This is a genomic window from Gemmatimonadota bacterium, from assembly GCA_026702745.1.
Lineage (GTDB): Bacteria > JAAXHH01 > JAAXHH01 > JAAXHH01 > JAAXHH01 > JAAXHH01.
In genome coordinates, this window is record JAPPBT010000018.1 from 47,138 (window position 1) to 63,092 (window position 15,955).

9 protein-coding genes are annotated in these 15,955 nt (G+C 60.8%); 1 reads left to right on the forward strand and 8 read right to left on the reverse strand.

All coding sequences use genetic code 11. The features are described 5' to 3' along the window. Positions 1–11: 11 nt before the first annotated feature. A complete protein-coding gene (gene menC / locus OXH56_02840) occupies positions 12–1,127 on the reverse strand; it encodes an o-succinylbenzoate synthase (protein ID MCY3554237.1) in 1,116 nt (371 codons plus the stop codon). 7 nt (positions 1,128–1,134) lie between these two features. Next, positions 1,135–2,346, reverse strand: a complete 1,212-nt coding sequence (locus OXH56_02845) for a Tm-1-like ATP-binding domain-containing protein (protein MCY3554238.1) — start codon at positions 2,344–2,346, stop codon at positions 1,135–1,137. Between the two features lie 546 nt (positions 2,347–2,892). Between OXH56_02845 and OXH56_02850 the strand changes: the two genes are divergently transcribed. Continuing rightward, positions 2,893–3,969, forward strand: a complete 1,077-nt coding sequence (locus OXH56_02850) for a lysylphosphatidylglycerol synthase transmembrane domain-containing protein (protein ID MCY3554239.1) — start codon at positions 2,893–2,895, stop codon at positions 3,967–3,969. Between the two features lie 228 nt (positions 3,970–4,197). On the opposite strand, the gene OXH56_02855 is transcribed toward OXH56_02850, so the two are convergent. From OXH56_02855 to OXH56_02880, 6 genes are all read right to left on the reverse strand, one after another. After that, a complete protein-coding gene (locus OXH56_02855) occupies positions 4,198–7,020 on the reverse strand; it encodes a vitamin B12-dependent ribonucleotide reductase (GenBank protein ID MCY3554240.1) in 2,823 nt (940 codons plus the stop codon). Between the two features lie 114 nt (positions 7,021–7,134). After that, positions 7,135–7,626: a transcriptional regulator NrdR gene (gene nrdR / locus OXH56_02860; GenBank protein MCY3554241.1), complete on the reverse strand. Its 492-nt coding sequence runs from the start codon at positions 7,624–7,626 to the stop codon at positions 7,135–7,137. Positions 7,627–7,881: 255 nt separating this feature from the next. Continuing rightward, positions 7,882–8,442 (reverse strand): outer membrane beta-barrel protein, encoded by a 561-nt coding sequence (locus tag OXH56_02865; GenBank protein ID MCY3554242.1) that lies wholly within the window; start codon positions 8,440–8,442, stop codon positions 7,882–7,884. Between the two features lie 121 nt (positions 8,443–8,563). Next, positions 8,564–10,999, reverse strand: a complete 2,436-nt coding sequence (locus OXH56_02870; protein MCY3554243.1) for an ABC transporter permease — start codon at positions 10,997–10,999, stop codon at positions 8,564–8,566. 7 nt (positions 11,000–11,006) lie between these two features. Beyond that, complete coding sequence (locus OXH56_02875) at positions 11,007–13,463, reverse strand: ABC transporter permease (GenBank protein MCY3554244.1); 2,457 nt, start codon at positions 13,461–13,463, stop codon at positions 11,007–11,009. A 41-nt stretch (positions 13,464–13,504) separates the two neighbouring features. Then, positions 13,505–15,949 (reverse strand): ABC transporter permease, encoded by a 2,445-nt coding sequence (locus tag OXH56_02880; protein ID MCY3554245.1) that lies wholly within the window; start codon positions 15,947–15,949, stop codon positions 13,505–13,507. Positions 15,950–15,955 lie beyond the last annotated feature (6 nt).

A 15,955-nucleotide genomic window follows, 5' to 3' on the forward strand; every position in this document is an offset into this window, starting at 1 on the left:
AGGGACGCCTTTCAGGATCCGTCTATCACGGCCCGGTCGATCGTTTGCTGTTCGAGCAGTTCGGGCACGGGTTCCGCGCCGGCGCCGGGCTTATCGCTTAAGACCATCTGCGACGGGCCCGAGAGTTCCAGCGTCGGCGCGCTCAGGTCCCGTTCGTAGAACCGCGTGCTCGGGAAGACGTCCGACGGATACTTCATATTGGGCAGCGTCGCCAGCGCCATGCAGAACGACGCGCCGAGGGCCGATTCCAGCATGCCGCCCGTCCAGCAGGGGATGCCTTCGTCCTCGCAGATCCGGTTCGTCTCCAGCGCCTGGGTCAACCCGCCGACCCTTGCCGGTTTGATGTTGATCCAGCGGGCCGCGCCGATCCGAATCGCCTTGCGGGCCTTCGCGGGGGACGTGATGCTCTCGTCCAGGCAGACCGGCGTCTCGATCTGACGCTGCAGTTCGGCGTGGTCGACCAGGTCGTCGCGCATCAGGGGCTGCTCGATCATGGCCAGATTGTACCGGTCCAGTTTCCGGAACATGGGCAGATCGTCCAGCGTGTATCCGCTGTTGCAGTCGATATGAAAGACCGGGTCTGGAAAGGCCGAACGGACCGCGGCGATCATGTCGAGGTCCCACCCCCGGCTGTACTTCAGCTTGATCCGCTTGAACCCCGCCTCCACGGCCTGCTCGATGTTGCGCAGCAGCATGTCGATGCTGTCCTGCACCCCGAAGTCGGCACCGACGTCGATGACCGGCCCCTTGCCGCCGATCAGTTGCCAGAGCGGTTTGCCCTCCAACCGGGCGTGCAGGTCCCACCAGGCCGCGTCCAGTCCGCCCTTGGCGAAGAAGTTGCCGGCGACCCAGTTGCACGCCTCGTGCAGATCCTGGCCGCTGTCGATCCGCTTGCCGACCAGCAGCGGCGCGAGGACGTCCCGGGTCACCGCGAACACGCCGGCCGTGTATTCCGGGCTGTAGGTCGGCTTCGCGAGCGGGGTCGTCTCCCCCCAGCCCACGGCATCACCGGCGTGCATCTTCACGATGACGCTCTCGATGACGTCGTCGCTGCCGTAGGCCGTGCGCCACGGGTAGATCAGGGGCATGGCGACGTGATAGAGCTCCACCGCGTCGATGACGGGCATGGCGGCCTTATCCCTTCAGATCGGACAGCAGCCGGCCGGTGACCGCTTCCGCGAAGGCCGGATCGTTGATGTTGCAGTCCATCTCCGATACCGACACGTCGGCGGAGACGTTCGATTTGATGGCGTCGTAAAGCGCCTGGTCGGCCTCGGGCCACCAGAACTCGTTCCCCGGGCTGTCGAGGATGGACACGCCCTTCAGGGGCAGAAAGATGGATACCGGCCCGCTCGAAGCGTTGGCCTTCTCCGCGATGATCTGACCGAGGCGTGCGTTCTCCTCCACGTTGGTCCGCATCAGCGTGATGTTCGGATTCCACTTGTGCAGCCTGCGGTCGCGGTACTTCTCCGGCACCGTGTCCGGCGCCCAGAAGTTCACCATGTCCAGGCAGCCCGGTACGATTACCTGGGGAATGCCCGCCCTGCCGGCCGCGTCCATGCGTTCGGGGCCTGCGGTCAGCACGCCTCCGGCCAGTTCGTCGGCCCATTCCGTGGTCGTTATGTCGAGCACGCCCTCGATCAGGCCCTCGTCGATCAGGCCCTCCATGGTCCGCCCGCCCGCGCCGGTGCAGTGGAAGACCAGCACCTCGTAGCCGGCTTTCTCCATGATCGCCCGGGCCTGGTCCACGGCGTCGGTGGTATTGCCGAACATGCTGGCGGTAACGAGCGGCTTGTCTTCCGCCGCTTCCTGCACCTCGGTTTCCACCATGCCCGAAATCGCGCCCGCGGCATTGGCGAAGATCCTGCGGCTGATGCGGTTGATGCCGGCCACGTCCACGACTGAAGGGATCATCGACACGTCCTTGATCCCCACGTAGTTGGTCGTGTCCCCCGCGGCCACGGTGGACACCATCACCTTGGGCACGCCCACGGGCAACGCCCGCATGGCGCTCGTCCCCACCGCGGTGCCGGCCGATCCACCCATGCTGATGATCCCGTCGAACACGCCGGCTTCATACAGTCCCTGCACGATTTCCGCGACACCGGCCGCCATGGCGTCGATGGCCTCGCCGCGGTCGCCGCGCTTCTTCAATGCGTCGATCGTCGTGCCGGCGGCTTCGGCGACCTGTTCATTCGATACGTCTGCTTCGAAGGCGGCATCGCCGATGACGCCTGTATCGATAACCAGCGTCCCGTGTCCACGCCGCTCGATCTCGTTTTTGACGAAGGCGAACTCATCGCCCTTGGTATCCAGTGCGCCTACGATGGCTATGGTTTTTGGCATGGAGTCACCTCTAAAATCTGTTCTCGAGTGCCGATACAATCCAACTTTTTCCGACTAATCAAGTTACAAGTGTACGAATCTATTGTACATACCTTTATGTCAAAGGAGGGAGAGATGTCGGTGGGTAAAAACCAGTACCAACCGGACTATGTAGTGTCACCTGGAATGGTCCTGGAAGAGAGATTGGCCGCGCAAGGACTCACACACGCTGAATTTGCTCGAAGATGCGACTGTTCACCGCAGCTCATTGAGGATATCATCGCGGGGAAGGCTCCGATTACACAGGAGACCGCTTTACAATTCGAATTGGTGTTAGGCGTAGATGCCAGTCTCTGGTTGGGAATTGAGGCTGATTACCGTTCTCGAACCTGATACCTTGACGCCGGTCACCTGATCTCCTATACTCCACCGGATGCTTCGACGAGTCCCTCCCTGCCCATCCTGCGGAGGACAACTGCGCCACGTCCGGGGCGCCCGGTATAGCTGCACGTCCTGCCGGGAAGATTACGGCCTGTTCCGAAAACGCGCTCCGTACACGGGTTTGCATTGCGTCCGGCTTCAGTCGCTGGCCCAGGTCAGACAGGCCGAGGAGGAAGGGAACTGAACCTGCTCAAGAAGGCCTGGGGATGGCTCCGGTGGCTGATCGCACTGGGCATCCTCGCCTACCTTATCTATCTCTACCGCGAACAATACGTCGACTTCATCCGCCGGGAAATCGATTTCACCTTCCTGGGCATCGGCGTCGTACTGGCCACGATAGCGACCGTGCTGGCCTTCTTCCGCTGGTACCTTCTCGCCCGGGGCCAGAAGCTGGTGCTGGGATTCCGCGAGGCCGTCCGTCTGGGTTTCGTCAGCAACCTGTTCAACTACCTGGCGCCCGGTACCGCGGGCGGCGACATCGTCCGCGCCGTGGGCATCGCGCGCCGCCAGAAATCAAGACGGACCGTAGCCGCGGCCACGGTGCTGCTCGACCGGCTGATCGGCATGCTGGCGCTGTTGATCGTCGGATCGGCGGCCGCGCTGCTGAACCAGGACCTCTGGCATCACCGGGAGATCATGATCGCCGTCCTCGTCTTCTGGGGCGGTGCCTTGACCGGGCTGATCTGCGTGGCGGTTTCCCTTCGTTTCCGGCTACTGGACTGGACCTTCTTCCAGCGGCTTACCCGGCTACGATTCGTCGGGCCTTTCTTCGCCGAACTGGCGGGCAGCCTGGCGCTCTACCAGACGCGACGCAGCGCGCTCACCGAGGCCCTGCTCATCGGCCTGGCCGGCCAGTTCTTCATGCTATCGGCCTTCTATTGCTGCGCGATGGCGCTCCTGCCCGGTGCGGCCGCGCCGGACTATTGGGCGCACCTCATGCTGATCCCCGCGGCCGAGATCATCGGCACCTTCGCGCCGGTGCCGGGGGGCGTCGGCGCGCTGGAAGGTGCGGTCATCTACATCTACCACCTCGTCAGCACGACCGCCGACGGATCGGTCCCGGGTACGGTCGCCCAGGCCACGGGACTGGCCGCCGCCCTGACGTACCGGATCGTTCGGGTCACCGTTGCCGCCGTGGGCGCCCTGTACTACATGGTTACGGATAGAAACTGGAAGGAAAGGCTGGGGCTGGAGGAGGCCTGAACGCTGGAGTCCCGGCTGGAAGGAGGCCCGGCTGGCCAGACCTGACCGTACGGGCACGGAGAAGGTGCCGGGTCTCCCCGGCGTATCCCCGCACCCGGTCAGGGCCGAACCCCGGGTACTCGATTCCCCGGTGTCCGGCGGTATAAAAGGCTAGATCACTATATCGAGCGTCCCGGCTACCCGATTCCGCTACGCCCCGGGAGAGGAGTAGCGGACGTTTACACAACCTCAAGAACACCCGCTCGTCGTTCCACACTCACGGCACACGTAGCAGGTACCGTTGCGGGTCATCAGGCTGCCGCAGTCCGAGCAGGAAGGCGCGTCGGCCTGGGCGGTATAGACTTCGTGTTCCTGGTTCTCCTGCGCGGTCATCGTCTGGTCCATGGCGTTCGAATGCATGGTGTTTTCCATGTCTTTGTCCGCCACGATCTCAGAATGGCTGTCCTCGGGCAGGAACTTAACCGCAAGCCACCGGAAGATGTAATCGGTGATGGACTTGGCGATGGGCACATCCTTGTTGCCTGTCATTCCGGCCGGTTCGAACCGCATGTGGCTGAACTTGCGGATCAGGCTTTCCAGGGGCACACCGTACTGCAGCGACACGGAAATGGCCGTGGCGAAAGCGTCCATCATGCCGGACACCGTGCTTCCTTCCTTGGACATCCGCAGGAATATCTCGCCGGGCTGGCGGTCTTCGAACAGCCCCACCGTCAGGTAGCCTTCGTGGCCGGCGATGCTGAACTTGTGCGTTACTGCCTCGCGCTCGTCCGGCAACCGACGGCGCACGGGCTGAACCTCGGCGCCCTCTTCTTCATTCTCCGAAGCCTTGGTGCTGAGCGGCTGGGTGCGCTTCGACCCGTCGCGGTAGATGGCCAGGGCCTTCAGACCCAATTCCCCGCCCTTTATGTACACGTTCATGACGTCTTCGACCGTCGCCTCGTTGGGGAGATTGACCGTCTTGGATATGGCGCCCGAAATGAAGGGCTGCGCCGCGGCCATCATCTTCACGTGGCCCATGTGGTGGATGGAACGGCTTCCGTTCTCGGTCCGGAACGCGCAGTCGAAGACCGGCAGGTGTTCCTGGAGCAAGTGCGGCGCGCCTTCAATGGTGCCGTGCTCGTCGATGTAATGGACGATCCGCTCGATCTGCGGCTTCGAGTAACCCAGCTTCTCCAGGGCGGAATACACGGTGCGGTTCACGATCTTCATGGTCCCGCCGCCCACCAGGCGCTTGTACTTGACCAGGGCGATGTCGGGCTCGATGCCCGTCGTGTCGCAGTCCATCATGAAGGCGATGGTCCCCGTGGGCGCGAGCACCGTGGCCTGGCTGTTCTTGTACCCGTGCGCCTTGCCGTGGGCAAGGGCGTTGTCCCACGCGGTGCGCGCGGCGTCCAGCAGGTTCTTGTCCACCATCTCCGCCTGGATGTCGTCCACGGCGTCCCGGTGCTTCTGCATCACCCTCAGCATGGGTTCGCTGTTGACGTCGTAGCCGTCGAAGGTGCCCAGGTGCTCGGCGAGCTCCGAGGACCGGTAGTATCCCTGGCCGGTCATCAGCGCCGTGATGGCGCCGGCAAAGGCGCGGCCCCCGTCGCTGTCGTAGGGCAGGCCCATGGCCATGAGCAGTGCGCCGAGATTGGCGTAGCCCAGTCCCAGCTGGCGGAAGGCGCGGGCGTTCTCGCCGATCTTCTCGGTGGGGTAGCTCGCGTTGTCGACGATGATGTCCTGCGCCATGATCATGATGTTGACCGTGTGGATGAATCCCACCACGTCGAAGGTGCCTTCGTCGGTCAGGTACTTGAGCAGGTTGATCGAGGCCAGGTTGCACGCGCTGTTGTCCAGGTGCATGTACTCGGAACAGGGGTTGCTCGCGTTGATGCGGTCCGTGTTGGCGCAGGTGTGCCAGTCATTGATGGTCGTGTCGTACTGCATGCCCGGGTCGCCGCACTGCCACGCGGCTTCCGCGATCCAGGACATGACTTCCTTCGCCTTCAGGCTTTCCACCGGCGTTTTCGTGGTGATCGACTGCAGCGTCCATTCCCCGTCCTTTTCCACCGCGTCCAGGAAGTCGTCCGTCACCCGCACGGAGTTGTTGGCGTTCTGGAACTGGATGGAACTCCACGCGTCGCCGTTCAGGGTCATGTCCCAGCCGGCGTCGCCGAGGGCGTAGGCCTTGCGCTCCTCGTTCGCCTTGCACCAGATGAACTCCACCACGTCGGGATGGTCGATGTCCAGGACGACCATCTTGGCGGCCCTGCGGGTCTTGCCGCCCGACTTGATGGACCCGGCCACCGAATCGGCCGCCCGCATGAAAGAGACCGGCCCTGAAGCCTGGCCACCCGAGGAGAGGATTTCCCTGGACGAGCGGATCCGGGACAGGTTCACGCCGGCGCCCGAGCCACCCTTGAAGATCATGCCTTCGACCTTGCACCACTCGAGGATGGACTCCATGGAGTCGTCGACCGACAGGATGAAGCACGCCGAGCACTGGGGCGTTTCCTCGACGCCCGCGTTGAACCACACCGGGCTGTTGAACGTGGCCCGCTGATTGAGGATGATCTGCTTCAGTTCGTTGTGGAAGGCGTCGGCGTCTTCCTCCGAGGCGAAGTAGCCCTGGGCGCGCCCCCAGCCCGCGATCGTGTCGGCCACGCGGTTGATCATGTGCTTGACGCTGTTCTCGCGCTTCGGGGTGCCGAGGGGCCCGCGGAAGTACTTGGACACGACGACGTTGGTGGCCAGCTGCGACCAGTCCGCCGGGATCTCCACGTCCTTCTGCTCGAAGACGACATCGCCCCCGTCGCCGGCGATCGTGGCCGTCCGCTTCTCCCATTCCACGCCGGCGTAGGGATCGTGGCCGGGATTGCTGTACAGCCGCTCGACGGTAAGGCCGCCGAATTCGGCCGGCACTTCGATGGGTGCGTCGACCGGCGCGTCGACCGAGGTCGTGTCATCGACGGACACTTCGGCATCCCCTCCGGCAACGGATTCCTCCGTCTCTTCCATCAAGAGATCGTGGGTTTCTTCCAGATTCAATTCGAGTTTGTCTTCAGCCATACTAGCCCCCTAAATCACCTTCTTTAGAAATGTAACGTCGAAACGATGTGTATATTGTGTCAACAAAAAATACCTGATCCCGCAAAACGCAGACCAGGTACCCAAATACCTGGATCAGCCCTGGTCGGGCTGGTCCTTGACGACCGCAGCCAACTCCTGCTTCTCCAGTTGTTCGAGCTCTTCCGCGAACTCGCTCCTGTCCTTGAAATCCCGGTAGACCGAGGCGAAACGCACGTAGGCCACTTCATCGATCTTGCGCAGTTCCCGGATGATAAATTCGCCGATCTTGTCGGAGGAGACCTCGCGTTCGCTCAGGTTGCTTACGTGGTACACGACACGGTCCACGAGCTCGTGGAGTTGATCGGCGGAAACCATGCGCTTCGTGCACGCCAGCTTCAGCCCGTGCATGATCTTACCGCGGTCGAAGACTTCCCTCCGGCCATCGGATTTCACCACCATCAGTTCCTCTTCCTCGATCGCCTCGTAAGTAGTGAATCGCTTGGTGCAGGAAAGGCACTCGCGGCGGCGGCGGATCGTTCTACCGCTCTGGATGGTTCGGGAGTCTACAACGTGGCTGTTGAGCGTGCCACACGCAGGACATCGCATCTGCGGCGGATCTCCGATTGTAATTGATTGATAATTTAAGAATTAAGAATCACTAGGTATAGTGGTGTTCAGACACGTAGCAAACAAGATATTGTATTATTTGCGAACAGGCAAGAGTCTTTTGAAACTTTTTTTGATTTGTCTAACAGAAGAATCTCATGACCCATTGCAATAAAACACCCCGCAACGGATTACGCCGCGGGGTGTTTTGATTAACCATTCTAATGTACAAAGCCGGAAATTCAATTTGTGACGCTATGGACTGAACACAATAGACAAGGTGATCGGCATCCACTTGTGCTTCACGTCCGTCATTGCGTGATTGTATCGCGCATCGAGAGCCACGCCAATCGACGGATTTATGGGAATATGAACACCGCCACCTATCGTAAAACTTAAAGCACTCTCGGAGTTACTGATAGATACGCCTCCTCTGGAAATTTCCGCTTTAGCACGTGTCAATCCTATTCCTCCATGCCCATATACACTTACGGTGGAAGAAGAGGAATGCAGCATAACTCCGAGGTTCGCTCCGGTAAGATTCGTTTTTCCACTCACCCCGGGGGCAAGCACGTCTTCTTCTGGCTTGTATTGGCTATAATGACCTTCCAATACCGCATGCAAGCGCTGATAAACCGGCAAGGATACTCCGCCGCGAATCGCCGGTCCATTCTTTGCTCCCTCGGCATCTATGGGAAGACTCAGTCCGCCTCCTACAATAAACGATGGCGTAGTCTCCTGGGCATGAACGGTTTTCTGAGCGGATATCGACACGAGCAAAAACGCAGCCAGCAGGTAAACTGCTACTTTTCGCATGATACTGCTCCTTATAGGAAAAGGATACAGAAAGTACCGTTGTAACAAGGATATTTCATTAAATGATAATACACTTCGACGTGTCAATGTTTTTCTATGGGAATATTCCATTAATTAGCACCTACTCCATCCGCAACGACTCGACCGGGTTCGCGGCAGCGGCCCGCACGGCCTGGAAGCTGACGGTGAGCAGGGCGACCGCCATGGCGAGAGCGCCTGCGAGAACGAAGGTGGTCCAATCCAGGTCGACGCGGTAGGCGAAACCTTCCAGCCAGGCGTTCATCGCGAAATAGGCGACTGGCCAAGCCACCACGAGGGCCGCGATCACGAGCCGGAAGTACTCTCGAGACAACAGCGCGACGAGACCGGAGGTAGAAGCGCCGAGGACCTTGCGGACCCCGATCTCCTTCCTGCGCCTTTCCGCGGTGAAGGAGGACAGCCCGACGAGCCCGAGGCAGGCAATAATCACGGCCAGCACGGAAAAACTGATGAAGATCCTTCCGAACCGCTGTTCGGCATCATATAGGCGCGCGAAGGTGTCTTCTACGAAAAAGTACTCGAATGCCCAATCAGGATTTACTTCATGCCATGCCTCTTCGATTGCCGATAGCCCTTCCGACATGCGACCTGCATCGATTTTGATCATGGCGTAACCGCCCGGATAGTTCGGAAACAGCACCAGCGGTTCGATGGGTTCGCGTAAGGTGGCATAGTGGAAATCCCTGACCACGCCTACGATCGACGGCCGTAATTCACCTCGCTCATCGGAATCCGTAATCAGTTCCTGCAGCCCTTCGATCTCCTTACCCAACGCCTCGCCGGCGGATGCATAGCCAAGCCGGTCAACGGCCGCTTCGTTGACTACGACCGCTCCCGTCGCTGTCCAGTCGCCGGGGAACGCGGAATCGAAATTGCGGCCCGCCACCAGTTCGATGCCGAAAATCCCGATGAAATCATCGTCCACCCAGGCCTGGTTCATATCGATCATCGATGATTCGTCCTGGCCCCGTCCGCGCGCCTTGATCGGCGCCGCGGCGTTCTTGTGCCCTGGAAGCAGGAAATTCATCGAGACGTTCGTCACCGCAGGTATCTCCTTCAGCCGTGCTTTGTAGACGCTGGATCTCACGACAACCGGCGCGAAGGTCTGAGGCACCGCGACGACCTGGTCGGAATTGAGCCCCATGTTTCGCGCGCGTATGAAATCGAGTTGGCTGTAGACCACGCCGGTGCAGATGATGAGGGCGATCGAAATCACAAACTGGCCCACGACCAGGACCCGGCGGATGGCCGCGTTTCCGGCACCTGTGGAGCGCAGGCCGCTCAGTGCCTGGACCGGTGCGAGCCCGGACAGGTAAAGGGCCGGATAGCTGCCCGAGACGAAACCCACGACGGCGCCGATCGCCACGACGGCGCCCAGGGCGAACCAGGCGGTTTCCGCATTCAGGGACAGGGATTTGCCCGTGAGCAGGTTGAACCACGGCAGACTCAACAGGGCAAGCAGGAGGGCGACGCTGACCGCCAGCCCGGTCATGAGCATGGACTCGCTGATGAACTGCCGGATCACCTGGCCCCTGGCCGCGCCGAAGGTCTTTCGCAGGCCGATCTCCCCGGCCCTTCCCGCGGAACGCGCGGTGGCCAGGTTCATGAAGTTGATGCACGCGATGAGGATGATGAACACGGCAATGCAGCCGAAAAGATAGACGTACCGGATATCGCTGTTCGGTGTCAGTTCCCGCTCGAGATGAGAGTGAAGATGGATATCCGTGACCGGCTGCAGCCTGAAGGCCAATGTCGACGATACACCATCATATTGGTCGCCGACGTACTTTTCCACGAAGGCGGGCAGCCTGGCTTCCAGTTCATCGGGATCGCTGCCCTCGCGGAGCAGGACATAGCCGTACGACTTTCGCCAGTCCCACACGTCGGCCGGTTTATCCGCGTAGTGCTCCTGGATCCGGAACGCCGCGAGGATGTCGAATCCGAGGTGCGTGTTGGCGGGCAGGTCCCGCATGACGCCGGTCACCTCGAAATGGAAGGACCCCTCGGCATCCAGGATCTTGCCCATGGGATCTTCGTCGCCGAAGTATTTCCGGGCAATGGACTCCGACAGCACGACTTTGTCGATACCGGCCAGGGCCGTCCGCTGATCGCCGGCGATCAGCGGCACATCGAAGACTTTGAAGACCGACGAGTCGGCCAGGTAGAAGTTTCGTTCGTAGAATCCCCGGTCCCCGTACTTGATCATCCAGGCGTTTCCGGGCGGGACGAAGCGCACCATGTCTTCCACTTCGGGGAAGTCTTCGCGCATGAACTTGACCGTGGGCGTCATGACTTCGGCGGTTCGGATCACCTGGTCGCGGTCGCGCTCTTCCGAGATTACCCGGTAGATACGGTCCGCCTTTTCATGGAACTGGTCATAGCTCAACTCGTCCCGGATATAGAGCAGGATGAGGAGGGCGCACGCGATCCCGAGCGCCAGGCTCATCACGTTGATGGCCGAGTAACCCTTCTCGCGGTTCAGATGGCGCACGGCCACCGTCAGGTAGTTGCGGAACATGGCGCGTCTACTCGGTCCGAAGGGACTCGACGGGATTGGCGGTGGCCGCCCGCACGGCCTGGTAACTCACCGTCAGGAGGGCGAGGGCGATGGCAAGCGCGCCGGCCAGGACAAAAGTCATCCCGTCCAGGGCGACACGGTACGCGAAATCGTCGAGCCAACGATTCATCGCGAAATAGGCGGCCGGCCAGGCGATTACGTTGGCCACGATCACGAGCCGGACGAATTCCCCCGATATCAACCCGATCACGTTCGGCGTGGACGCGCCGAGGACCTTGCGCACTCCGATTTCCTTCGTGCGCCGTTCCGCGGTGTAGGAGGAGAGGCCCACGAGACCGAGGCAGGCGATAAACACGGCCAGTACGGCGAAACTGACGAATATCCGACCGAAGCGTTGCTCGGCTTCGTAGAGGCGCGCATAGGTATCTTCGACGAAAAAGTACTCGAAGGCGAAGTCGGGGTTTGTCTCGCGCCATGCTTCCTCGATCGCCGAAAGGCCTTCCGAAAGTTGGTTGTCGTTGATCTTGACGACCACGTGGCTGCCGTCGGACTCGGGAAAGAGTACCAGAGGTTCGATGGGTTGATGCAGCGAAGCGTAGTGGAAGTCTTTCACGACGCCTACGATACTGCGCGGTTCCGCGGTCTCCTCATCGAAACCCTGTCGCTCGTCGAAAACCCAGTCAAACCGACCATCCAGGGCTTCTTCGGCGGAACCGTAACCCAGCCGGGAAACTGCGGCTTCGTTCAAAACCGTCCCGCCGCCCGCTCCATACCAGTCGGCGACGAATGCGCGATCGAAGAACCTGCCGGCGGCCAGTTCCATGCCGAACGTATCGAAAAACAGGTCGTCCGTCCAGGCCTGGTTCATTTCGATCTTGGCGTTATCACCTTCGCCCAACCTGCGCACAACGGCGGTGATCACGGCGTTCTTGTGAAAAGGCAGGATAAAGGTAGCCGTGGCATCCTCCACGTATGGAATTTCCCGCACCCGCTGTCTATATTGTCGCGCCTTCTCAATGACCGGGGTAAACGTCAGCGGCACGGCGACGAGCCGTGCCGTGTCCATACCCAGGTTCCGGTTTCGGAGGTAGTCGAGCTGGTCGTACACGACGCCTGTGCAGATGATCAGGGCGATCGAGATTACGAACTGGCCCGCGACCAGCGTTCTGCGCATGTCCACGTTGCCGGAGTCCCCGGACAACGCGCCCTTCAAGGTATCGATCGGAGCGAGTCCGGACAGGTAAAGCGCGGGATAGCTTCCCGATACGAGGCCGACCACGATGCCGGTCACCGCCACGGCGCCCATGATGAACCATGCGGTATCCGCGGTCATGGATATGGATTTTCCCGATACCAGATTGAACCAGGGCAAACCGAGCACAACCAGCAGCAGCGCGACGCATACCGCCATTCCGCTCATGATCAGGGATTCGCACAGGAACTGACGCGTCACCTGGCCCCGGCCCGCGCCGAAGACCTTTCTCAGGCCGATTTCCCGGGCCCTTCCCGCGGACCGTGCGGTTGCCAGGTTCATGAAGTTGATGCAGGCGATGAGGATGATAAACACGGCGATCGCCGAAAAAAGATACACGTACCTGATGTCGCTGTTCGGCGTCAGTTCCCGCTCGAGCCGGGAATGAAGGTGGATGTCCGTCACGGGCTGCAGCCGGTAGGTCAGCGATGACGTTTCGCCGTCGTGGATATCGCCGACATACTTCTCCACAAAAGCAGGCAACCTGGCTTCCAGTTCGGCTGGATCGCTTCCCTCCCGGAGCAGGACGTAACTGTAAGACTTGCGCCGGCCCCAGTCGTCGAGCGACTCGTCCGCGAACGCCTCCTGAATCCTGAATGACGCGAGTATGTCGAACCCGAGGTGCGTATTGGACGGCAGGTCCGCCATGACGCCGGTCACTTCCAGATGAAAGGTCCCTTCGGCGTCCAGGATCTTCCCTATGGGGTTCTCGTCGCCGAAGTACTTGCGGGCCACTGACTGGGATAGCACGACCCGGTCGTTTCCGCTCAGTGCGGTCCGGGGATTACCTGCCAGAAGCGGCACATCGAACACGTTGAAAACAGAACTGTCGGCCAGGTAGAAATCGCGTTCGTAGAATCCCCGGTCGCCGTACTTGACCATCCAGGCGTTCACGGGAGGGTTGAAGCGCACCATGTCTTCCACCTCGGGGAAGTCTTCGCGCATGAACCTGGCCGTGGGTGTCATGACTTCGGCAGACCGCACGGACCGGATGGACCGGTCGACCCCGCCGCCCTGCCATTCCTCGGAGATCACGCGGAAGATGCGGTCCGCCTTGCCGTGATAACGGTCATAGCTCGACTCGTCCCGGATATAGAGCATGATGAGGACGCAGCACGCGATCCCGAGCGCCAGGCTCATCACGTTGATGAACGAGTAACCCTTCCTTCGACTCAGGTGCCGGAGGGCAACCGTGACGTAGTTTCTGAACATGGTGAAACTTTACCGCTATTAAAAGGAACGAGAGAGGCGGTCTACTCAGTCCGCAGGGACTCGATCGGGTTGGCGGTGGCCGCCCGGACGGCCTGGTAACTCACCGTCAGCAGGGCGATCGCCATGGCGAGGACGCCGGCGAGGACGAAGGTCGTCCAGCCCAGGTCGACGCGGTAGGCGAAGTTTTCGAGCCAGTTGTTCATCACGAGGAAGGCGGCCGGCCAGGCGAAGACGTTGGCCACGATTACGAGCCGGACGAATTCGTTGGACAGGAGCCGGAACAGTTTCGGCGTGGAAGCGCCCAGGACCTTGCGCACACCGATTTCCTTCGTGCGCCGTTCGGCCGTAAAAGACGCGAGTCCGAAGAGACCCAGGCACGCGATGAGGACGGCGAGCACGGCAAAACTGACGAATACCTGGCCGAATCGCTGCTCGGCGTCGTAAAGGCGCGCGAAGTTGTCTTCCACGAAGAAGTACTCGAAGGCGAACTCCGGGTTGACCTCATGCCAGGTTTCCTCGATTGCGGCGAGCCCTTCAGCCATGAATTCCGGCTTGATCTTGACGACGACGTGACCGCCCTGAAAGTCGGCGAACAGGACCAGGGGGGCTATGGGCTGGTGCAAGGACGCGAAATGGAAATCCTTTACGACCCCGACGATCCGGCGCAGTTGAACGCCTTCCTCGTTCCATCCCTGCCGCAGCTCTCTCATCCAGTTCACTTCCTTGCCCACGGCATCTTCCGGTGATTCGAATCCGAGCCTCGTTACGGCGGCCTCGTTCAGCACAGCCCCGCCGCCCGCGGTCTCCCAGCCCCAGTCGCTGACGAAGGAGGGATCGAAGTAACGGCCCGTGACCACTTCGATGCCCAGCGTCTCCAGAAAATCCTCATCCGTCCAGGCCTGGTTCATGTCGATCTTCGCAAAGTCACCGTCGCCCGGCCGCTGTAACGTAATCGGTATCACGGCGTTCCTGTGGCCGGGAAGTATATAGGTGGAGGTCGCGTTGGTTACATAGGGACTATCCTTCACGCGCTGTTTGTAGATCCTGGCCGTCTCCTGGACCGGATCGAAAGTCAGCGGTACGGCGACGACCTGGTCCGTGTTCAGTCCCATGTTTCTCTGCTGGATGAATTCAAGCTGGTTGTACACGACCCCGGTGCATATGATCAGGGCGATCGAAATGACGAATTGGCTGACGACCAGGATCCTGCGCATTCCCGCGGTACCGGAACCCGACGCAAGCGTCCCCTTCAGGGTCTCGATGGGCGCCAGGCCGGACAGGTAGAACGCGGGATAGCTCCCCGAAACGCACCCTACCACGACACCGATGACCACCACCGCGCCAAGGGCGAACAACGTGGTGCCCGGATCCACGGCCAGCGACTTGCCGGTGAGCAGGTTGAACCAGGGCAGACTGACCACCGCCAGAAGCAGGGCGAGGCATACGGCCATTCCGCTCATGAGCAGCGATTCGATCAGAAACTGCCGGGCCATCTGGGCGCGGACCGCGCCGAAGACCTTTCGAAGGCCGATTTCCCTGGCCCGGCCCGCGGACCGGGCGGTCGCCAGGTTCATGAAGTTGATGCAGGCGATGACGATGATGAAAACCGCGATGGCGGCAAAGAGATAGACGTATCTGACGTCGCTGTTGGGCGTCAGTTCCCGTTCCAGGCGGGAGTGCAGGTGGATATCCGTCACCGGCTGCAACCTGTACGTCAGGGATGCATCGCCGCCTTCGTAGCGATTCCCGAGGTGCTTCTCCACGAAAGCGGGCAGCTTGGCTTCCAGTTCGGCCGGGTCGCTGCCGTCCCGAAGCACGATATAGCTATGGGCCGTGCGCCAGCCCCACTCGTCGACTTTGGTGTTGGAGTAGGCTTCCTGGATCTTGAAGGACGCGAGTATATCGAATCCGAGGTGCGTGTTGGAAGGCATGTCGGGCATGATGCCCGTCACCTCGAGGTGAAAAGTGCCCTCGGCGTCCAGGATCCTGCCCATGGGGTCCTCGTCGCCGAAGTACTTTCGGGCCATGGATTCGGACAGCACGATCTTGTCGTTTCCGGTGAGCGCCGTCTTCGGATTGCCGGTCAGCAGGGGGACGTCGAACACGTTAAAAACGGTCGTATCGGCCAGATAGAAATTCCGTTCGTAGAACCCCTTGTCCCCGTACTTGACCATCCAGGCATTCCCGGGCGGGACGAGGCGGACCATGTCCTCTATTTCCGGGAAGTCTTCCCTCATGTACCAGACTGTAGGGATCAGAACGTCCGCATTTCGAACGACCTCGCCTCCCTGCCGGTATTCGGCGGTTACGCGGAATGTTCGGTCCGCGCGATCGTAGAACCGGTCATAGCTCAATTCATCGCGGATGTAGAGCAGGATGAGCAGGCAGCAGGCGATTCCGAGCGCCAGGCTCATGACGTTGATGAATGAATAACCCTTGTGCCGGTTAAAGTGACGGATCGCTACCGTGAAGTAGTTGCTGAACATGGGATG